The 19,921-nt window shown below is 59.4% G+C and carries 22 protein-coding genes and 1 other annotated feature; of the genes, 4 read left to right on the plus strand and 18 right to left on the minus strand.

The annotated features are described in order from the left end of the window. The first annotated feature begins 89 nt into the window (after positions 1–89). Positions 90–1,136: a 3-deoxy-7-phosphoheptulonate synthase gene (locus C1N62_RS09530; RefSeq protein WP_137763411.1), complete on the plus strand. Its 1,047-nt coding sequence runs from the start codon at positions 90–92 to the stop codon at positions 1,134–1,136. A 48-nt stretch (positions 1,137–1,184) separates the two neighbouring features. On the opposite strand, the gene C1N62_RS09535 is transcribed toward C1N62_RS09530, so the two are convergent. The 8 genes from C1N62_RS09535 to C1N62_RS09570 form a co-directional block, all read right to left on the minus strand. After that, positions 1,185–2,627, minus strand: a complete 1,443-nt coding sequence (locus C1N62_RS09535) for a YdiU family protein (RefSeq protein WP_137763412.1) — start codon at positions 2,625–2,627, stop codon at positions 1,185–1,187. Positions 2,628–2,696: 69 nt separating this feature from the next. Further along, entirely contained in the window at positions 2,697–3,425 is a 729-nt protein-coding gene (locus C1N62_RS09540; RefSeq protein WP_137763413.1) for an EAL domain-containing protein, read from the minus strand. 334 nt (positions 3,426–3,759) lie between these two features. Then, positions 3,760–4,776: a lipoate--protein ligase A gene (locus tag C1N62_RS09545; RefSeq protein WP_137763414.1), complete on the minus strand. Its 1,017-nt coding sequence runs from the start codon at positions 4,774–4,776 to the stop codon at positions 3,760–3,762. Positions 4,777–4,809: 33 nt separating this feature from the next. After that, complete coding sequence (locus tag C1N62_RS09550; protein ID WP_137763415.1) at positions 4,810–5,283, minus strand: NlpC/P60 family protein; 474 nt, start codon at positions 5,281–5,283, stop codon at positions 4,810–4,812. A gap of 163 nt (positions 5,284–5,446) precedes the next feature. After that, positions 5,447–6,202: a vitamin B12 ABC transporter ATP-binding protein BtuD gene (gene btuD, locus C1N62_RS09555; RefSeq protein WP_137763416.1), complete on the minus strand. Its 756-nt coding sequence runs from the start codon at positions 6,200–6,202 to the stop codon at positions 5,447–5,449. Between the two features lies 1 nt (position 6,203). Beyond that, positions 6,204–6,755 carry a glutathione peroxidase gene (locus C1N62_RS09560; protein ID WP_137763417.1) on the minus strand — a complete coding sequence of 184 codons (552 nt, stop codon included), beginning with the start codon at positions 6,753–6,755 and terminating at the stop codon, positions 6,204–6,206. Between the two features lie 61 nt (positions 6,756–6,816). Beyond that, the gene (btuC, locus tag C1N62_RS09565) at positions 6,817–7,845 is read right to left on the minus strand and encodes a vitamin B12 ABC transporter permease BtuC (RefSeq protein ID WP_240775681.1); all 1,029 of its coding nucleotides are present in this window, start codon (positions 7,843–7,845) and stop codon (positions 6,817–6,819) included. 130 nt (positions 7,846–7,975) lie between these two features. After that, the gene (locus C1N62_RS09570) at positions 7,976–8,440 is read right to left on the minus strand and encodes a DUF2502 domain-containing protein (protein WP_137763419.1); all 465 of its coding nucleotides are present in this window, start codon (positions 8,438–8,440) and stop codon (positions 7,976–7,978) included. A 250-nt stretch (positions 8,441–8,690) separates the two neighbouring features. On the opposite strand from C1N62_RS09570, the gene C1N62_RS23180 reads away from it, so the two are divergent. After that, positions 8,691–8,831 (plus strand): hypothetical protein, encoded by a 141-nt coding sequence (locus C1N62_RS23180; RefSeq protein ID WP_168195782.1) that lies wholly within the window; start codon positions 8,691–8,693, stop codon positions 8,829–8,831. 272 nt (positions 8,832–9,103) lie between these two features. On the opposite strand, the gene ihfA is transcribed toward C1N62_RS23180, so the two are convergent. The 10 genes from ihfA to C1N62_RS09620 all read right to left on the minus strand — a co-directional run bounded on the left by ihfA (position 9,104) and on the right by C1N62_RS09620 (position 18,453). Then, complete coding sequence (gene ihfA / locus C1N62_RS09575; protein ID WP_004717732.1) at positions 9,104–9,400, minus strand: integration host factor subunit alpha; 297 nt, start codon at positions 9,398–9,400, stop codon at positions 9,104–9,106. A 4-nt stretch (positions 9,401–9,404) separates the two neighbouring features. Beyond that, positions 9,405–11,792 (minus strand): phenylalanine--tRNA ligase subunit beta, encoded by a 2,388-nt coding sequence (gene pheT / locus C1N62_RS09580; RefSeq protein WP_137763420.1) that lies wholly within the window; start codon positions 11,790–11,792, stop codon positions 9,405–9,407. A gap of 14 nt (positions 11,793–11,806) precedes the next feature. Beyond that, positions 11,807–12,790 carry a phenylalanine--tRNA ligase subunit alpha gene (gene pheS, locus C1N62_RS09585; protein WP_137763421.1) on the minus strand — a complete coding sequence of 328 codons (984 nt, stop codon included), beginning with the start codon at positions 12,788–12,790 and terminating at the stop codon, positions 11,807–11,809. Positions 12,791–12,902: 112 nt separating this feature from the next. Further along, positions 12,903–13,027 (minus strand) — a sequence feature (Phe leader region). Continuing rightward, on the minus strand, positions 12,978–13,022 hold the full coding sequence (pheM, locus tag C1N62_RS23185; protein WP_168195886.1) for a pheST operon leader peptide PheM: 45 nt from the start codon (positions 13,020–13,022) through the stop codon (positions 12,978–12,980). It overlaps the preceding feature by 45 nt. Before the next feature lie 113 nt (positions 13,028–13,140). Next, positions 13,141–13,497 carry a 50S ribosomal protein L20 gene (rplT, locus tag C1N62_RS09595; protein WP_013576134.1) on the minus strand — a complete coding sequence of 119 codons (357 nt, stop codon included), beginning with the start codon at positions 13,495–13,497 and terminating at the stop codon, positions 13,141–13,143. Positions 13,498–13,535: 38 nt separating this feature from the next. Continuing rightward, positions 13,536–13,733 carry a 50S ribosomal protein L35 gene (gene rpmI, locus C1N62_RS09600; protein WP_137763422.1) on the minus strand — a complete coding sequence of 66 codons (198 nt, stop codon included), beginning with the start codon at positions 13,731–13,733 and terminating at the stop codon, positions 13,536–13,538. Between the two features lie 96 nt (positions 13,734–13,829). Next, the gene (gene infC, locus C1N62_RS09605; protein WP_137763423.1) at positions 13,830–14,381 is read right to left on the minus strand and encodes a translation initiation factor IF-3; all 552 of its coding nucleotides are present in this window, start codon (positions 14,379–14,381) and stop codon (positions 13,830–13,832) included. 3 nt (positions 14,382–14,384) lie between these two features. Beyond that, entirely contained in the window at positions 14,385–16,313 is a 1,929-nt protein-coding gene (gene thrS, locus C1N62_RS09610; RefSeq protein ID WP_137763424.1) for a threonine--tRNA ligase, read from the minus strand. A gap of 272 nt (positions 16,314–16,585) precedes the next feature. Beyond that, positions 16,586–17,716, minus strand: coding sequence for an ABC transporter substrate-binding protein (locus C1N62_RS09615; RefSeq protein WP_137763425.1), 1,131 nt, complete (start codon positions 17,714–17,716; stop codon positions 16,586–16,588). Between the two features lie 98 nt (positions 17,717–17,814). Continuing rightward, positions 17,815–18,453 (minus strand): transglycosylase SLT domain-containing protein, encoded by a 639-nt coding sequence (locus tag C1N62_RS09620; protein WP_137763426.1) that lies wholly within the window; start codon positions 18,451–18,453, stop codon positions 17,815–17,817. Positions 18,454–18,578: 125 nt separating this feature from the next. Between C1N62_RS09620 and ghoS the strand changes: the two genes are divergently transcribed. Then, a complete protein-coding gene (ghoS, locus tag C1N62_RS09625) occupies positions 18,579–18,884 on the plus strand; it encodes a type V toxin-antitoxin system endoribonuclease antitoxin GhoS (protein ID WP_137763427.1) in 306 nt (101 codons plus the stop codon). Between the two features lie 167 nt (positions 18,885–19,051). After that, positions 19,052–19,921: a fructosamine kinase family protein gene (locus tag C1N62_RS09630; protein ID WP_137763428.1), complete on the plus strand. Its 870-nt coding sequence runs from the start codon at positions 19,052–19,054 to the stop codon at positions 19,919–19,921.

The following is a 19,921-nucleotide window of genomic DNA, read 5'->3' on the forward strand; positions in this document are numbered from 1 at the left end:
GTGGTTGAAATCAGCGGAATTTGCTTTATTGTGATCGCCATCACTTCCCGGCACTTCTGCCGCAGAGAAGAACTAATTTTGAGATCCCTATGAACAAGACCGATGAATTGCGGAGCACGCGCATCGACACCCTGATCACCCCGCAGGCGCTGGCTGACCGGCTGCCGATCTCGGCGCGGGTGGCGGACGGGGTAACGGCGGCGCGCCAACGCATTGAGAAGATCGTGAATGGCGATGACCGACGCCTGCTGGTTGTGATTGGCCCCTGCTCCATCCACGATGTGGAGGCGGCCATTGACTACGCCCAGCAACTGAACGCCCTGCGCCTGCAATACCAGGATCGTCTGGAGATTGTGATGCGCACCTACTTTGAGAAGCCGCGCACCGTGGTGGGCTGGAAGGGGCTGATCTCCGATCCGCATCTGGATGGCAGCTTCCGCGTCAATGAGGGCATTGAGCTGGCGCGCCGTCTGCTGCTGGCGGTGAACGAGATGGGCCTGCCAACCGCCACTGAGTTTTTGGATATGGTGATCGGCCAGTATATCGCTGACCTGATCAGCTGGGGCGCCATCGGCGCACGCACCACCGAGAGCCAGATCCACCGCGAAATGGCCTCCGCCCTCTCCTGCCCGGTGGGCTTCAAGAATGGCACCGACGGCAACACCCGCATCGCGATTGACGCCATCCGCGCCGCGCGCGTCAGCCACATGTTCCTTTCGCCAGACAAGGGCGGCCGGATGACGGTCTACCAGACCAGCGGCAACCCTTATGGCCACATCATCATGCGTGGCGGCAAGACGCCTAATTATCAGGCAGAGTTTATCCAGCAGGCGTGTGACAACCTGCGCGAGTTCGCCCTGCCAGAGCGGGTGGTGGTGGACTTCAGCCACGGCAATTGCCAGAAAATTCACCGTCGCCAGCTGGATGTGGCCGCTGACATCTGCCAGCAGATTCGCCAAGGCAGCACGCAGATTGCTGGTATCATGGCGGAGAGCTTCCTGGTAGAGGGCACCCAGCGGGTAATCGCTGGCGAGCCGCTGACCTACGGCCAGTCAATCACCGATCCTTGCCTCAACTGGGCAGACAGCCAGCGCCTGTTGGCGATGCTGGCGGACGCGGTTGACAGCCGCTTCTGATCCCAACGTTAGAGCATAAAAAAAGCCTTGCCGCAGCAAGGCTTTTTTTTAGCTGGAGCAGGAGATCTCCAGGTGCTTGCCCCAGTCCGGTGGCAGCGCGGCAAACTCCGCGTAAGCGGGATCGTCGCTGTAGGGGTTGCGCAACGCCTGATGCAAACGGCGCAACATCGCGGTGTCCTCTCTCTCCGCGCCATCAATCGCTTGCTGCGCCAGATAGTTGCGCAGGATGATGCGCGGGTTGACCGCCTTCATCGCCGCCTGCCGCTGGGCGTCACTGACGCCCTCCTGTACCAGCCGCTCGCGGTAGCCCTGATACCAGCGGTCAAACGCCTCACGATCGATAAACTCATCGCGCAGCGGCGACACCCGCTCCTCCTGCTGCACGTCGCTTAGCAGGCGGAAGGTGCGGGTATAGTCACGCCCTTCGTTCGCCATCAGGCCGAGCAGGCCGGTTAGCACATCGTTGTCCCGCTTGTCCTGCGTGAACAGCCCCAGCTTGGCGCGCATCCGCTCGCCAAAGGCGGCCATCAGCGCTGGCTCATAGGCCGCCAGCGCCGCCTGTAACACCTCAGTGCTCATCAGGTCAGAGAGCGCCTGCGCCAGCCGGTGCAGGTTCCAGAAGGCCACCGCTGGCTGGTTGTCAAAGGCGTAGCGCCCCTGATAGTCGGAGTGGTTGCAGATGTAGCCGGGCTGGTAGTCATCAAGGAAACCAAACGGGCCGAAGTCGATGGTCAGGCCCAGAATCGACATATTGTCGGTGTTCATCACCCCGTGGGCAAAGCCCACCGTCTGCCAGTGCGCCATCAGCCACGCGGTGCGCTCCACCACGTCCGTCAGCCAGCGCGCATAGCGATCCGGCTCACCCTCAAGCTGCGGCCAGTGCTTCTGGATGACATAGTCCGCCAACTGGCGCACCTGATCCGGCTGCTGCCGGTAGTAGAAGTGCTCGAAATGGCCGAACCGCACATGGCTCTCCGCCACCCGTAGCAGCATCGCCCCGCGCTCCTCGCGCTCGCGGTAGACCGGCTCATCGCTGGTGACAATGGTCAGCGCGCGGGTGGTCGGAATGCCCAGGTGATGCAGCGCCTCGGACGCCAAAAACTCCCGCACCACTGAACGCACCACCGCGCGGCCATCGCCCATGCGCGAATAGGGCGTCAGCCCTGCCCCTTTCAGGTGCCAGTCCAGATGGCGGCCATCTGCCAGTTGTTGCTCACCGAGCAGAATGCCGCGGCCATCGCCCAACTGGCCAGCCCAGACGCCAAACTGGTGACCGCTGTAGACCTGTGCCAGCGGCTGCATCCCCGGCAGCAGACGCTCACCAGCCCACACCGGATTGTTCTCCGGGCTGAACCAGCTGGCATCCAGCCCCAGCTCCTGCGCCAGCGGTTCGCTGTGGTAGAGCAGGCGGGCGTTTTTCAGTGGCGTGGGTGTCAGGGCCGTGTAGAAACCGGGCAGGCGTGAAAAATAGGTGTTATCAAAATGTGGCATAAATGTCCCCCTGCACACAGTGTAGAACGCCGGGCAGGCAATTGACACCGCTCAATGGCAGTGGCGGCGTCAATCAAACTCCGGCGGGGGGATCAGCAGGCTGTCCAACTGGCTACCCTCGCGGCCCGGCCAGAGTTGCCCCTGTACGCCAGCCAGCGGCAGCTCGGAAAAGGCGTTGAAATAGGTGCGGCTGTCCGCCCCTTCAATAATGATGCCGTGACAGAAGCGGTTGACGTTACGGATTAAGGAGGGCATGACAATGGTGAAGTGATCGCCATCCACCAGCTGCCAGAAGAAGGTCTTGTCCACCTTCACATAGTCGAACAGGCCATCAAACAGCGGGGTCAGGGTGGCGCTGCCGGAGCCGAAGTTGTCCAGCCAGAGGGTGAAGTCACGCCGCAGCGCCGCCAGCACCGGGTTGCGCTTGCCGCTCGAGAGGGAGGGAAAGGACTCGACAATCTCCAGGTGGATGAAGGGCAGCGCCATCAAATGGCGGCGCAAGACGCTCTCCTGCACGATGGCGCGCGCCGCCGGTTCGCCAATGTTCAGGTTCAGCGAGACACCCGCCCGCTGGAACCAGTCAGCGTGTTGCTCCGCCCAAGCCAGCTGCTCCGCCAGCAGTGCCACCACCTGCTCGCGCTCCAGGGATTTCATCACCAGCTCGGTGGGCGCGCTGAGCTTATGGTCTTCACTGTTAAAACGGACGATCAACTCCACTGCCAGCAGCTTACCCTGGAGGGTATAGATGGGCTGGAAGGCAAAGGTACTGATGAAAGCCGTGTCGCGTTGTATTTTCATCTCTGTTCCAAACGGGCACCACGATGTTGCCTGAACAATCCTCTCCTGCCTGTCAACGCTTTTGCCTCCAGACCGCAGCGCTCCCTGCGCCACACGCAACCTCACGCGGATAGAAGCATTATCTTGTTTTTCAAGAAAAAATTAAAGGCAGGGGACAAAATTAAGATTTTGTTTATTCTCTGCGCCGGGAAACGCTGAACCCCGGTTTAAGCATCGTCGCCGACGCGAAAGCGGCGAAAAAATAGCCGGCAATGCAGCCGGCTGATTTTGTGGTGATTGTGCCGCGCGCGGCGGTAGGAAAAGATAAAGCAGGAGTGATAAGTTTCGGGTGTCACTACTCCAGCACGCCAGCCAGCCACTCCGCGACCTGTGCCAGTTCGGTCTGCTGCTCGGGGTAGTCGGCGATCGTCCCCTGACAGCGTTCAACCACCGCCCCACTGCGGTAGGGACAGCCGACCAGCCGGGCGGCCAGCGCCTGCAACGGTGCCGGGTGCAGGCTGTCGGTAAACAGCTGTGCCCGGCTGATATGCCCCTGTTCAATGTCGAGGTGCAGATCCACCCCGCCCCAGCCAAAGCGCTCATCCAGCAGATGGGTAAAGGCCGGTGCCTTGCCAAAATTCCACTCCCAGCTGCTCTGCTTGGCGAACTGCTCCGGGAAGCCGGGCAGATCCGGCAGACGGTGTGGGGAGATCACCTCCGCCTCCACCCGCTCGCCATACCACGCAAAGAATGCCTCGGTCACCGCCTGGCAGATCTGCTCATGGCGGATGCCGGGCCGCAGCTCATTCAGGTTGGCGACGCGGCCACGCACCGAGGTGATCCCCTTCGCCTGCAACTTTTTCGGATCGGGGTTGAGATAGTCCGCCAGTCGGCTGAGGTCGGCATCCAGCAACAGGGTGCCGTGGTGGAAACCCCGGTCACTGGTTTCGCGGTAGGCCGAGCCGGAGATTTTGCGCTCCCCCTCCGGTGTGTTGACCACCAGATCGTTGCGTCCCGAGACCGTGGCCGGGATGCCCAACGAATGCAGGGCGTTGAGGATGATCTGCGTGGAGACGGTTTTGTCATACTCCGGCTTGCCGGCCATAAAGGTGAAACAGGTGTTGCCCAGATCGTGGAATACCGCGCCGCCACCGCTGCTGCGACGCGCCAGCTTGATGCCGTCTGCCGCCATGCGGCGGGTATTGCACTCTTTCCACGGGTTCTGCGCCTGACCAATCACCACGGTTTCGGCATTGCGCCACAAGAACAGCACCCGCTGGGTGGTGACCTGGCGGAAGATACACTCCTCCACGGCCAGGTTGAACCAGGGATCGTGGGAGTCTGACAACAACAGGCGTAAACGGGGCGCCATATACCCTCCTCGGTTGGCTGGCACCGGCGGGCGCTAGATGCGCCGCGCCTGCCAGTAAGCTTTTTTCCAATAGACATTGTCCAGCGAGGAGCGCGTCACCCCCTGGCTGGTGGAGGCGTGGATAAAGGCGTCGTCGGTATCATAGATGCCGACGTGCAAGCCATTTTCGCCCCGGCCGGTCTTGAAGAAGATCAGGTCGCCCGGCAGCAGCTCATCGCGGGAAATTTTGGTGCCGATCTCGGTCTGGGCGCGCGTGGTGCGCGGCAACTGGATGTCAAAGCGATCCTGGAAGGTGCGGTAGACAAAGCCCGAGCAGTCTACGCCGCGCCGATCCAGCCCGCCATAGCGGTAGGGGGCACCCCGCCACTGGCGCAGCTGGTCATGCAGTTGCGCCACCACGGTGATGGAGTCCGCCAGCCGGCCGCTGGGCGGCGGCGCATGGCTGCTGCACCCTACCAATAACCCACAGGCGAAGAGGACGCTGATAAGCAGAGGCCAGATTCTCATGGCGGAACATCCTTGATGTCGAGCGGAAAACCCTGTACAGGCCGTCAAAGGGGGCCGGATATGCTGCTCAATGTAGCCTGATTTTGGCGATCGGCCAATGAAAAAACGGTGGAAATACTGGGGTGTAGCCACTTTTTGCCACACCCCAGTAAGAAGCGGAGGGTCAGGCGCTGCGGGTCATGATCCAGTGGCGATCATCGGTGGTGTGGCGCTGGAACGCCACGCCATAGACCGGGCCAAGGCGCGCCGGATCAATCACCTGCTCGGGCGGGCCATCGGCCAGCAGTTCGCCGTGGTGCAGGAGCCACACGTGTTGCGCATGGTGCAGGCTCTGGTTGAGGTCATGGGCGCTGAGGATCACCGTCACGCCGTGGCGGCAGAGATCGGTGATCAGCTGCTCGAGGGCGGCGCGTTGCGCCACATCAAGGCTGTTGGCTGGCTCATCCAGCAGCAGCAGGCGCGCGTCGGGGTTCAGGGTGGGCCAGATTTGCAGCAGCACCGCCATCAGCCGCACCCGTTGCCACTCGCCGCCGGAGAGCGCGGTGGTGATGCGCGCCAGCTTGTCATCCATCCGCAGGCGCGCCGCCAGTTGCGCCGTCACCTGCTCCACTGCGCGCGGGTCAGCGGCCGGGGGGGCGTGCAGCGCCAGATACTGGAAAACCGGCATCATGGCGAGCGGCGGCTGTTGCTGGCTAAGGTAGGCGCGACAACCCGCCTGCTGCCGTCCACTGAGGGCGATGAGGGGCTGCCCAGCCAGCCGGGCCTCCCCGTGGCTGGGCATCACCCCAGCCAGTGCTGCCAGCAGCGAGCTTTTGCCCGCCCCATTCGGCCCAATCACATGCAACTGTTGGCCTGCCGCCACCTCGGCGCTGAACGGGGCCAGCCGCCCCGGCACGGCAAAGTGGCGCAGGTGCAGCATGTTATTTCGCCAGCGCGATTTTGATGGCTTCCATCACGATCGGGTCTTGCGGCCCCATGTCCGGCGCAAAGCGTTGGATCACCGTGCCGTCGCGGCCCACCAGGAACTTCTCAAAGTTCCACAAAATGTCTTGGGAGAATTTCGGCGCGCGCCCCTTGCTCACCAACTTCTGGTAAAACTCGCTCTCCTCTGGCTGCACCGCCGTCGGGCAGGCCTCCACCAACGCCTGATAGAGCGGGTGGCGGTTGTCGCCGTTGACCTCAATCTTGCTGAACATCGGGAAGCTGACGCCATAAGTGGTCTGGCAGAAGGCCTGAATCTCCGCCTCACTGCCCGGCTCCTGACCGGCGAACTCATTGCTCGGGAACCCCAGCACCTCAAAACCGCGCGGGTGCCACGCCTGATAGATCTCCTCCAGCTGCTCATACTGCTTGGTAAAGCCGCACTTGGAGGCGACGTTAACAATCAACAACACCGACCCTTTATAGGCCTCCAGCGTGGTGGCCTTACCGTCAATGGTCTGCAACGGGATAGTAAAATCGACTTGATTCATTGCTTCTCTCCTTCGTTCAGGTGGGTTGGGCAGTAGACTGCCACAGAAAAGGGGGTTGCCATTACACCTGCCGGCCCGGCAACCGAACCAGCAGCCAAATAAAGACCGGCGTGCCCAGCGTGGCAGTCACCACGCCAATCGGCAGTTCCGCCGCAGGCAGCACGACACGGGCCAGCACATCCGCCAGCAGCAGGATGCCCGCCCCGGCCAGCGCACAGCCGGGCAACAGGCGGCGTTGGTCAGTCAGGCCGCACAGCCGCAGGATGTGGGGGATCACCAGACCCACGAAGCCAATCACGCCAGCCAATGCCACGCTGACGCCAACCAGCCAGCCGACCGCCAGCACCAGCAGGTTACGCCAGAGGGCGACATCCAGCCCCAGCTGGCGCGCCGGGATAGCACCCAACGCCAACAGGTTGAGCGCCCGCCCCTGCCCCGCTAGCCAGAGCACCACCGGCACCAGCGCCAGCATCAGCCAGCCCTGTTGCCAGTCGACGCCGCCAAAGCCGCCCATCATCCAGTACATCAACTGGCGCAGATCGAGTTCGGTACTGAAGTAGACCGCCCAGGTCATGATGGCGCTGCCGACGATGCCAAGCGCCACGCCGACTAATAATAGCCGCGCATTGCTGAGCAGGCGCCGCCGCGCAACCATCAGTAACAAAAAGGTGACCAGCAGGGCGCCTGCCACGGCACTGAGGCTGACCAGCCAGCCGGGCAGCGCCCCCTGCCCGATAAACAGCGCCAGCACCAAGGCCACGCCAGCGCCATTGGCGACGCCAAGCAGGCCCGGCTCCGCCAGTGGGTTCTCAAACAGCGACTGCATCACCGCGCCCGCCATCGCCAGCGCCGCGCCAGTCAGCATCACAGCCAGCGCGCGCGGCAGGCGGATCTGCCAGACAAACAGGCGGCTGGTCGGCTCCCACCAGTGCGCAGGCCCAATCCAGCTGTCGCCGGCGCTCAGGCTGAGCACCACACCCACCAGCAGCAGCAGCGATAACAGCCCGAGACGGCGGGCATCATGGCGGCGTTGTTGCGCCAACAGCTGGGTGAAGGTGGCGGATGTAGGGACTGGAGTGGCGCGTCGCATAGGTTCTGGCATCACCGGGTCTGGCTGGGATCAAAGGGTTATCCTACCGGGAAGCGGCGGCAGCGGGAAGCGTGACGGCAACGAGGAGAAAAAAACAGGCCGCACAAGGGCGGCCTGAGAGGTGGGAGGGTTACGGGCGGTGGTCACTGCCCTGCGGCGGCACTGGCTCGCCACCGCGGTTGTCGCCGCCGCGGTTGCCACCGTGGTTATCCGGGCCGCCATGATTATTGGCGTTGCCGTGGTTGTCCGGGCCGCCCCGTCCGTGGTCGCCACCGCGGTTGTCATGGCCGCGCGGCCCATTGTTATGCGGCTCATTATTGCGATGCTCTGGACGGTGCTGCTGCCAGCCACCGCCATTCCAGTACATCCCACGCTCATTGCGGTCACCGATGTGGCCGCCCTTGTGGCTGTGCCACCACTGCGGCGGACGCCAGTCATAGCCATCCCAGTAGTAACCACGGTTATCCTGGTCACCCAGATGCAACGAGACGCCGGGAACATTAATATCCAGAGACACACCTGCCTGCGCAATCGCTGGCAACGCCAATACGCCGCACAACACCAGACTACGCACCAGTAATAGAGAAGTTTTCATTTTATGCTCACCTTATTTATTTAGGCATGGCTTCTTATATCAATTCCAAAATGGGGCCGCCATCACTTTATGGCGCGTTTGCATATCTATTTCGCTGGTCTTACACAATCCTTACACTTATTTATTTCTGTGCTTTTATTTTTAGCCCTTTATTAATAAGCACCCTCCTTAACATCTCTTAACGATAATCTTACGTGCTTTATTTAATGGCTTTCATATACTGGATTTCTTCAATGAGAGGGTTATAACAATGATGCGTAAATTAATTGCCCTGATGGGCGTTGCTCTGGTGGTCTCTTCTCTTTCTGGTTGCCTGTTCCCGCCTCCGGGCGGCGGCGGTGGCTGGGGCGGTGGCGGCGGCCCAGGCGGCGGTTTCCACCATATGCGCTAACGTGCACGGCACTTGCCATCCTGTGTGAAAATCTATTCAACCACATGATAGCCAACCAAATAATTAAGGGGAGCGATGCTCCCCTTTTTTATTCCCGCCGCCCTTAATTATTCCTTAACAGATATCAGAATAATCTTGAAGAGTATTTACATGAACTGAAGAAAGGAATTAATTGATGGAAGACGTCTCGCTGCAATCGGCGAAATCTTATTACGTTGGACGGGAATAAAAAAAGAAGGCCGCACTGGGCGGCCTTTTTTTACGGTGTTTGCTTACTCTTTCGGCGTCGCGTTTTCTACCCGGCTCTTTAACTTCTGGCCTGGACGGAAAGTTACCACACGACGCGCCGTAATCGGAATGTCCTCACCCGTCTTGGGGTTACGGCCCGGACGTTGGTTTTTGTCGCGCAGATCGAAGTTACCGAACCCGGACAACTTGACTTGTTCTCCATTCTCCAAAGCACGACGTACTTCTTCGAAGAACAACTCCACCAGGTCTTTCGCATCCCGTTTGCTCAGCCCGAGCTTCTCAAACAGGTGTTCTGACATTTCAGCTTTAGTAAGCGCCATAGGTTCAATCCCTCAAGGATGCTTGGAATCGCTGTTTCAGGGCCTCTACGCATTTTGCAACGGTAGCGGCGATCTCCTCTTCTTCCAGTGTACGAGCGGTATCCTGCAATACCAGACTGATAGCCAGGCTCTTAAAACCGTCTGCCACGCCCTTGCCACGGTACACATCAAACAAGTTTACGCCAACTACCTGATTTGCGCCAACTTTCTTACATTCGGCCAAAATATCGTCTGCCGGAACGTTTTCAGCCACGACAACAGCGATGTCACGGCGGTTTGCCGGGAAGCGGGAAATCTCGCTCGCGTCAGGCACCACGCGGTCTGCGGCCTTGTTCCAGAGGATTTCAAACACTACGGTGCGGCTGTTAAGATCCAGTTTGCGCTCGAGTTCTGGGTGCACGACACCAATGAAACCAATGTGTTCGCCGTGCAGATAGATGCCAGCGCTCTGGCCCGGATGCAGCGCCGGATTGGCCGCGGCACGGAACTGAATGTCCGCTGCTTTGCCAGTAAGTTCCAGAATTGCTTCGACATCCCCTTTCAGATCGTAGAAGTCCACTGGCTGGCGCGCCAGATCCCAGTGCTCTTCATAACGGTTACCCGCGATCACCCCTGCCAGCATGAGATCCTGTCGGATACCCAAATCGGCCGCCTGATCAGGCACAAAGCGCAGGCCGCTCTCGAACAGGCGTACCCGGCCCTGCTGGCGGTTCTGGTTGTAAACCACGGCAGAGAGCAGGCCCGTCCAGAGGGAGAGGCGCATGGCGGACATCTCAACCGAGATCGGGCTTGGCAGCACCAGCGATGCCTCGCCGGGGTGCAGCAGTGCCTGCACTTTCGGGTCAACGAAGCTATAGGTGATCGCTTCCTGATAGCCGCGATCCACCAGCAGGGTTTTCACGCGCTTCAGCGGCAGATCGGCCTCACGGTGCTTGGTCATCTCCAGATTGGCCCTGACCGGCACATCGGGAATATTGTTGTAGCCGTAGACGCGTGCCACCTCTTCCACCAGATCCTCTTCGATCTGCATGTCGAAGCGCCAGCTCGGTGCCACTGCCTGCCAGCCGTTCTCGGTGGCGGTCACGGTGCAGCCAAGGCGCGTCAGGATGTCGCTGACCTGCTCATCGGCAATCTCGATGCCGATCAGGCGCGCCAGCTTCTCGCGGCGCAGGGTGATGGTCGCTGGCTGCGGCAGGGTCGCCTCGTGGGTGGCATCAATCACCGGGCCAGCCTCACCGCCACAGATCGCCAGCAGCAGCGCCGTAGCGCGCTCCAGAGCCTTGGGTTGCAGCGCCGGATCCACGCCGCGCTCGTAGCGGTGGGAAGCGTCAGTGTGCAGACCATAGCGGCGCGCACGGCCGGTGATTGCCAGCGGGTCAAAGTAGGCGCACTCCAGCAGCACGTCCTGCGTCTCTTCATTGACGCCGGAGTGTTCGCCGCCGAAGATGCCGCCCATTGCCAGCGCTTTCTGGTGGTCTGCGATCACCAGGGTGTCATCGCGCAGCTTCACTTCGTTGCCATCCAGCAGCACCAGCGTCTCATCCGGTTGCGCCATACGTACTACGATGCCGCCTTCAATGCGGTTCAGGTCAAAGGCGTGCATCGGCTGGCCCAGCTCAAGCAGCACATAGTTGGTGACGTCCACCACCGGATCGATGGAGCGGATGCCGCAACGGCGCAGCTTCTCTTTCATCCACAGCGGGGTGGCCGCCTTGACGTTGATCCCTTTCACCACACGGCCCAGATAGCGTGGGCAGGCTTCCGTGGCTTCCACCTTGATTGGCAGCGTGTCAGCAATGGTAGCGGCAACCGGCGCAATTTCCGGCGCATTCAACGGCAGTTGGTTATTGACCGCCACATCGCGCGCAACGCCAATGATGCTCAGGCAGTCCGCACGGTTTGGCGTGACGCTGATCTCGATGGTGTTGTCATCCAGTTTGAGGAATTCACGGATGTCAGTGCCAATCGGCGCATCTTCTGGCAGCTCAATGATGCCGTTGTGGTCGTCCGAAATGCCCAGCTCAGAGAAGGAGCAGAGCATCCCCTCTGACGGCTCGCCACGCAGCTTGGCAGCCTTGATTTTGAAGTCGCCCGGCAGTACCGCGCCAACGGTGGCAACGGCCACTTTCAGGCCCTGACGGCAGTTTGGCGCGCCGCAGACGATGTCCAGCAGGCGCTCGCCGCCCACATTGACCTTGGTAACGCGCAGTTTGTCGGCGTTCGGGTGCTGGCCGCACTCCACCACCTCACCCACCACGACGCCGTGGAACGCGCCCGCCACTGGCTCGACGTCATCCACTTCCAAACCGGCCATGGTGATTTGCTCGGCCAGTTCATTGCTGCTGATGGCTGGGTTTACCCACTCACGCAACCAGAGTTCGCTGAATTTCATGTGATATTCCCGCCTTACTTAAACTGTTTGAGGAAACGCAGATCGTTTTCGAAGAATGCGCGCAGATCCGTCACGCCGTAGCGCAGCATGGTCAGACGCTCGATGCCCATGCCAAAGGCGAAGCCAGAGTAGACTTCTGGATCGATGCCAACATTGCGCAGGACGCTCGGGTGCACCATGCCGCAGCCCAGCACTTCCAACCACTTGCCGTTTTTACCCATCACATCCACTTCCGCAGAGGGTTCGGTGAACGGGAAGTAGGAGGGACGGAAGCGAATCTGCAGATCGGCCTCAAAGAAGTTGTTCAGGAAGTTGTGCAGCGTGCCCTTCAGGTTGGTGAAGCTGATGTCCTTATCCACGATCAGCCCCTCCATCTGGTGGAACATCGGGGTATGGGTCTGATCGTAGTCATTACGGTAGACGCGGCCCGGCGCAATGATGCGGATCGGCGGCTGCTGGTTCTCCATGGTGCGGATCTGCACGCCGGAGGTCTGGGTGCGCAGCAGGCGGGTGGCGTCAAACCAGAAGGTATCGTGGTCAGCGCGCGCCGGGTGGTGGCCTGGAATATTCAGGGCATCAAAGTTGTGGTAGTCATCCTCAATCTCCGGGCCGGTGGCGACGGAGAAGCCCAGCTCGCCAAAGAAGGCTTCCAGACGCTCCTGAGTGCGGGTGACCGGGTGCAGCCCACCATTCTCCATGCGGCGGCCGGGCAGCGAGACATCAATCGTCTCCTGCGCCAGACGCGCGTTCAGGGCGGCGCTGTCCAGTTCACTTTTACGGGCATTCAGGGCGTCCTGCACTTCCTGCTTCGCCTGATTGATCACCGCACCGGCAGCCGGGCGCTCCTCGGTCGGCACCTCGCGCAGGGATTGCATCTGCTGGGTAAAGTGGCCTTTTTTGCCAAAATATTCGACGCGCACCAACTCCAACGCGGCAGTATCTTTGGCGTCTTCTACGGCTGCCTTCGCGTTGGCAACCAGCTCTGCGAGATGTGGCATTGCTTTCCTCTTCTCGATCTTTGTTTATTATTCGCGCCGGACAACCCTCTCCCGCTCCTGCAAGGCACTGAATGGTTTGCAAGGGCGAGACACATTGCCTGCTCATGACGCCAAAAAAAAAGCCTCCGCGAGGGAGGCTTTGGCGCTACTTTTCGTTTCTTTTCTTACGCGCAGAAGCCTCCTGAAATCAGGCGCTAAAGTAAAAAAAGAAGCGGAAAACAGCGGTATTCATGCTTGCATTACCTTGGAAATCAACTGACGGCTATTGTCGGGGCTAGCGGCGGTAAAAGTCAATTGTTCTTTGAATTACAACGTAAAAAGAGGGAGCAAGCTCCCTCTTTTCATCTGACTTACGCCAGAGCTGCTTTCGCTTTCTCAACCAGTGCGCTGAAGGCCACTTTGTCGAAGACTGCGATGTCAGCCAGAATCTTACGGTCAATTTCAATAGAGGCTTTTTTCAGGCCGTTAATGAATTTGCTGTAAGACATGTCGTTCTGACGGGCCGCAGCGTTGATACGTGCGATCCACAGTTGACGGAACTGGCGTTTTTTCTGACGGCGGTCACGGTAAGCGTATTGTCCAGCTTTGATAACTGCCTGGAAGGCAACACGATATACGCGCGAACGAGCACCGTAGTAACCTTTCGCCTGTTTTAAGATTTTTTTGTGACGTGCACGTGCAATCACACCACGTTTTACGCGAGCCATATGCTCTCCTGAGTTCTATTCTGAGTTAAAAAAGTTAGTTATGCGTACGGCAGACAAGCGACGACAAGGCCCAAGTCATTCTTGGAAACCATGCCTTTAGGACGCAAGTGACGTTTACGTTTGGTAGCTTTTTTGGTCAGAATGTGACGCAGGTTAGCGTGCTTACGCTTAAAACCACCTTTAGCGGTCTTTTTGAAGCGTTTAGCGGCGCCACGTACAGTTTTAATCTTTGGCATTTTAATTTCCACTTCGCATTGTTAATTACAACGAATCAGCAGGCGAAAAAAACCCACACTGCGCGAACGCAGCGCGGGAGTTTTTACTTGGAAGCCTTACTGTTTCTTCTTAGGTGCGAGCACCATGATCATCTGACGGCCTTCGATCTTCGTAGGGAAGGATTCGACAACGGCCAGATCAGAATCTTCACACAGGTCTTTACGGACGCGGTTAAGCACTTCCATACCGATCTGTTGGTGCGCCATTTCACGCCCACGGAACCGCAGGGTGATTTTGGCTTTATCGCCATCTTCCAGAAAGCGAACCAGGTTGCGTAGTTTGACCTGATAGTCGCCATCATCGGTACCAGGCCGGAATTTGATTTCCTTGACCTGAATAACTTTCTGTTTTTTCTTCTGCTCTTTGGTAGATTTGCTCTTCTCATAGAGGAATTTGCCGTAATCCATAATACGGCACACCGGCGGCTCGGCATTTGGGCTGATTTCGACTAAATCAACGCCCGCTTCCTCAGCTTTCTCAAGAGCTTCATTCAGACTGACAATACCAATCTGCTCGCCATCGACGCCTGTTAGGCGAACTTCTTGGGCGCGAATTTCTCTGTTAATGCGATTCGGACGCGCCGGTTGAACTCGTTTTCCGCCTTTAATACTCTATTCCTCCAGTTGATGAAGACTTCTGCTGCGAATCTCGTTGAGCAGTTTGTCTACGACTTCGTTAACGTCCATGCTTCCCAGGTCTTTCCCGCGGCGGGTACGAACGGCCACTTTGCCTGCTTCGACCTCTTTATCACCACAGACCAACATATACGGGACACGACGTAACGTGTGTTCGCGAATTTTAAAGCCTATCTTCTCGTTTCTCAAGTCCGCTTTCACTCGAATGCCGACTTCTTGCAATTTTTTGGTCACTTGATCGACGTAATCGGACTGGCTGTCGGTGATGTTCATCACCACAACCTGCACCGGTGCCAGCCAGGTTGGGAAGAAGCCTGCGTACTCTTCGGTAAGGATACCGATGAAGCGCTCCATAGACCCCAAAATGGCGCGGTGGATCATGACCGGGACCTGACGGTCGTTACTCTCGCCAACGTAAGAGGCATTCAGACGGCCTGGCAGAGAGAAATCGAGCTGCACGGTACCACACTGCCACGCACGATCCAAACAATCATATAAGGTAAATTCAATTTTCGGGCCGTAGAAGGCGCCCTCGCCCGGCTGATACTCAAACGGAATATCGTTTTCAGTCAGCGCGGCAGCCAGGTCATCCTCAGCGCGGGTCCACATCTCGTCACTGCCGATGCGTTTTTCCGGACGGGTCGACAATTTTACCACAATTTTCTCAAAGCCGAAGGTGCTGTACATGTCGTACACCATCTTAATGCAGCTGTTCACCTCATCACGCACCTGGTCTTCGGTACAGAAGACGTGGGCATCATCCTGGGTGAAGCCGCGCACGCGCATCAGGCCATGCAGCGCGCCTGACGGCTCGTTGCGGTGGCAGCTGCCGAACTCGGCCATGCGCAGCGGCAGGTCGCGGTAGGACTTCAGGCCTTGGTTGAAGATCTGCACGTGGCCGGGGCAGTTCATCGGCTTGATGCAGTACTCACGGTTCTCAGAGGAGGTGGTGAACATCGCCTCTTTGTAGTTGTCCCAGTGGCCGGTCTTTTCCCACAGCACACGGTCCATCATGAACGGGCCTTTCACTTCCTGGTACTGGTACTCTTTCAGCTTCATGCGCACAAAGGCTTCCAGCTCACGGAACACGGTCCAGCCGTCGTTGTGCCAGAACACCATGCCCGGTGCCTCTTCCTGCATGTGGTAGAGGTCAAGCTGCTTGCCGATGCGGCGGTGGTCACGCTTGGCCGCCTCTTCCAGACGTTGCAGGTAGGCGTTCAGCTGCTTCTTGTCCGCCCAGGCGGTGCCATAGATGCGTTGCAGCATCTTGTTCTTGCTGTCACCGCGCCAGTAGGCGCCAGAGGTCTTTTGCAGCTTGAAGTGGTGGCAGAAGCGCATGTTCGGTACGTGCGGGCCGCGGCACATGTCCACGTACTCTTCGTGATGGTAGAGGCCGGGATGGTCATCATGGCTGATGTTCTCATCCAGAATCGCCATCTTATAGGTCTCACCGCGCGACTCGAAGGTGTCACGCGCTTCCTGCCAGCTCACGCGCTTCTTGATGACGTCGTAATCTTTGTCCGCCAGCTCGTGCATACGCTTTTCGAGCAGCGCCAGATCTTCGTCCGTCAAGGTGCGATCCAGGTCGACATCATAGTAGAAACCGTTGTCAATCACCGGGCCGATGGCCATTTTGGTATCCGGCCAGAGCTGCTTGATGGCATGGCCGAGCAGGTGCGCACAGGAGTGGCGCAGGATCTCCAGCCCCTCCTGATCCTTAACGGTGATGATGGCCAGCTGGGCATCCGCCTCAATCAGGTCGCTGGCGTCAACCAGCTCGCCGTTGACGCGGCCGGCAATACAGGCTTTCGCCAGACCCGGGCCGATATCCATGGCGACATCCATCGGGGAGACGGCATGGTCAAAGTGGCGCTGGCTTCCATCTGGAAGAGTAATAACAGGCATGATAATTCCTTATCTACAGTGGTGAACCACACGACAGTTCACATGCAGTAATAAATTTAAGTGTATATTCAGCGTGTTGAGCGAAAATCTAACCCACAATTGTTACATTTCCCCCCAACCGGGCAAACAGTGAATCCTCCGGCCAAAGCCGGACAGCCTGTGGATAGTAACACTAAATAATTTGCTGATTCCAACCCCTTTCTTGGCGATCGGCAGATTGGTTGACGCAGAGGGGGGAAAGCGAAGGCCCGGCCAGTGGCCGGGCCGGGGAATCACTGGGCCGGTGCCTGAGCGCCCAGCACACCGGTGCCAGCGGGGATGGTGGTGAAGCGGCTCAGGATCTCATTCCAGGTGCGGTTCGGGTCGAGGGCGGCGAACTGCTGCGGGTAGATGTCCTTGGCGAGGAACTCCAGCCCGACGATATTGTACGGATGGTTGTAGAAGTTGTGGTAAACGCCGTAGAAACGGTTGTCACGCAGCGCCTTCACTTCGCTGAAGCCCGCACGTGTGCGCAGCGTATTGAAAGCGGCATCCACTTGCTGTTGCGTGACGTTGTAACCGAACGGCACTGCCGCGTTATTCTTGCTGGCCCACTGGGAACCGGAGACGATATAGACATCCGGTTTCAGGCTGATCACCTTCTCCAGCGAGACGTCACCCGTCGGGCCGGGCAGCAGGGAGGAGCCGACATTGCGCGCGCCAACCGCTTCGACCAGCGCGCCCCACCCTACGTGGGCGTGGGTAAAGCAGCAGGCATCCAGCCCACCGAGGCCCGCTTTCGCCTCAATGAACACCAGCGGTTTTGGCTCAACGCTGGCGGTCTTGTCGAGCAGCATACGGTAGTGTTGCTGGTAGAAGTCCGTGTACTCCTTGGCCTCCTGCTCGCGATTGAGCACCTCGCCCAGCAGCGTGATGCTCTTCGGCGTGTCCTCCACCGGTTTTTGCATGGTGTCGATGAACAGCACCGGCACATTCAGCGCCTTCATCTTCTCCAGCACCCCGGTTTCGCTCAGGGCCGGTTTGGCGCGCAACTGCGCGATCATCAGGTCAGGGCGCTCAGCAATCACGCTCTCCAGATTGACTTCCCCTTTGTCACTGAAACCCATGTCGAGAATTTTTTTCGCCGCCGGCCATTTGGTGTCGAGGATCTGCCAGGTCGCGTTGTCGCCCTTTTTCAACAGGTTGTTCCAGGCCACCACGCGGCCAAATGGATTTTCACGATCCAGCAGCGCCAGCGCCAGAATGTCACGGCCATCCTGCACGATGATGCGTTTCGGCTCCTGTTTAAGGGTCAGGGTCTGCCCGGCGGTGTCAGTGACGGTCAACGGATAGGTGGTGGCAACCGCCGGCGCGGCACAGCTGAGCGCCACAGCGGCAGCCAGCAGGGAGAGGAAACGTGGCACAAGGAACTCCTGTAAATAAAGTGTGCCAAGATAGTAATGAGAATTGATTGCATTATCAATCTCCCCGGCCGCTTTTCCCCTCGCCAGTGTGCTGCCGTTTAGGCATCCGGGGTCAGCGACTGGTAGGCGGTGTTCACTTTCCACAGATAGCGCGGTGCCTGCGGGGCCGGATGCTTGGCCTGAATATGGGCGTAGAAGTCCTCTGGCGAGAGGCGGTTGATGGCGCGCACGGCCTGCTGGCGATCGGAGGAGAAGGTGCGCAGCAGCGCGCCCGCGCCGTTAACATAGGCCACGGTGATGGCATACCGCTGGGTCAGCGGGTTGTCGATGCCTGCCAGCTGGCGTTGCAGCATGCTGAGGTAGGCGGTGCCCAGATCGATATTGATGGCCGGATCCTTCAATTCGCGGCTGCTCGGCTGGCCGCGTCGGCCCTTAAGCTGATAAGCGTCCCGCCCAGCGGTCGAGGCTTTCAGCTGCATCAGCCCAATGGCATTGGAGCGGCTGACCACCGCTGGGTTGAAGCCCGACTCCACCTGGATAATCGCCTTCACCAGCGTCTCATCGACGTTATAGCGCCGGGCGGCCTGATGGATCACGTTCGCGTACTCCAGTGCCGCCATATTGGTGCCGGTGAACACCTGATTGCTGCCGCGCCGTGCGGGCTGTGGCGCCTCTTTATGGCTGGCGCAGCTGGCCAGCAGCAATACCGCCAGCAAATAACCGATCTGTCGCTTCACGTGGCTCTCTTCCTTATTCAAACGCGTTAAGCGGGGGTGCGCGTCAGCATACCGGCAGCGAAGCGGCACCTGAATAGGATTATTGGACTATCCTGATGAATATCTCATTAATCAGGAGGAACAGTATGGATATCCAACGCTATGTGGTGACGTTCCGCTATCAGGAGGAGAGTCTGGCAGACCCGGCCAACCTGACCAACCAGCTGACGCTGGCTGGCTTCACCACCACCCTGACGGATGAACAGGGCGTGCTACACGAACTGGGCAGCAACAGCTACGGCGTGACTGGCGTGCGCAGCGAGGAGGAGACGCGGGAACTGGCCGAACGGCTGGGTGAGACGGCACTGGGCCGCCGCCCGGAAGTGACGCTGGAGACGCTGGCGGACTATCTGGCGCAGATCGACCAGACGCGGCTGACGCCCAAGGAGTGAGTCGCGCCGGAAAAAGTTGCTCTTTTTTTAGCCGTAGTATCAAACGCGTATATACTTCTTAGGGCAACCTGCCCCGGCGGGCGCCCACGCGCCAGCCTGTGCGCCAGATCGTAATCAGTGATTTGCATGCAACCTGATGAATCATCGGCCGGACGGAGGGGAATAGTATGTGGCAAGCCATCAGTCACCTGTTGAATGATCACTTGGGCCCGGCGGAGATCCGCGAGCGCGTGTCACTGCCCGGCGGTGAGATCCACCCGGCCTGGCGGCTCAGTTACGGCGAGCACGAGGTGTTCGTCAAGGCTGACCGCCGCGATCTGCTGCCGATGTTCACTGCCGAGGCGGATCAGCTGGCGCTGCTGGCACGCAGCCAGACGGTGCGGGTGCCGGAGGTGTATGGCGTGGGGAGCGATCGTGAAGAGAGCTTCCTGCTGCTGGAGTTCATTCCCCTGCGCCCGCTGGATGGCCACGGGGCCTACCGCCTTGGCCAGCAGCTGGCCTGCCTGCACCAGTGGAGCGAGCAGTTGCAGTTTGGGCTGGATTTTGACAATGAACTGGCAACGCTGCCGCAGCCCAACAGCTGGCAGCGGCGCTGGAGCACCTTCTTCGCCGAGCAGCGCATTGGCTGGCAGTTACAGTTGGCGGCCGAACAGGGCATGACCTTCGGCAACATGGAGGAGATCATTGAGGCGGTCAAACAGCGGCTCTACGGCCACCAGCCCCAGCCCTCGCTGCTGCATGGCGATCTGTGGGCGGGTAACTGCGCCCTTGGCCCGTCGGGGCCAGTGCTGTTTGACCCAGCCTGCTACTGGGGCGACCGCGAGTGCGATTTGGCGCTGCTGCCGCGCTACCCGCAGATTGCCGCCCAGCTCTATGACGGCTACCAGAGCATCTGGCCGCTGCCCGCTGACTTTCTGGATCGCCAGCCGCTCTACCAGCTCTATACCCTGCTCAACCGCAGCAACCTGTTTGGCGGCCAGCATCTGGTGGCGGCGCAGCGCGCCGTCGACCAGTTGCTCTACCCAGAGAATGCCTGA

The organism is Nissabacter sp. SGAir0207 (assembly GCF_005491205.1).
Classification (GTDB): Bacteria; Pseudomonadota; Gammaproteobacteria; order Enterobacterales; family Enterobacteriaceae; genus Chimaeribacter.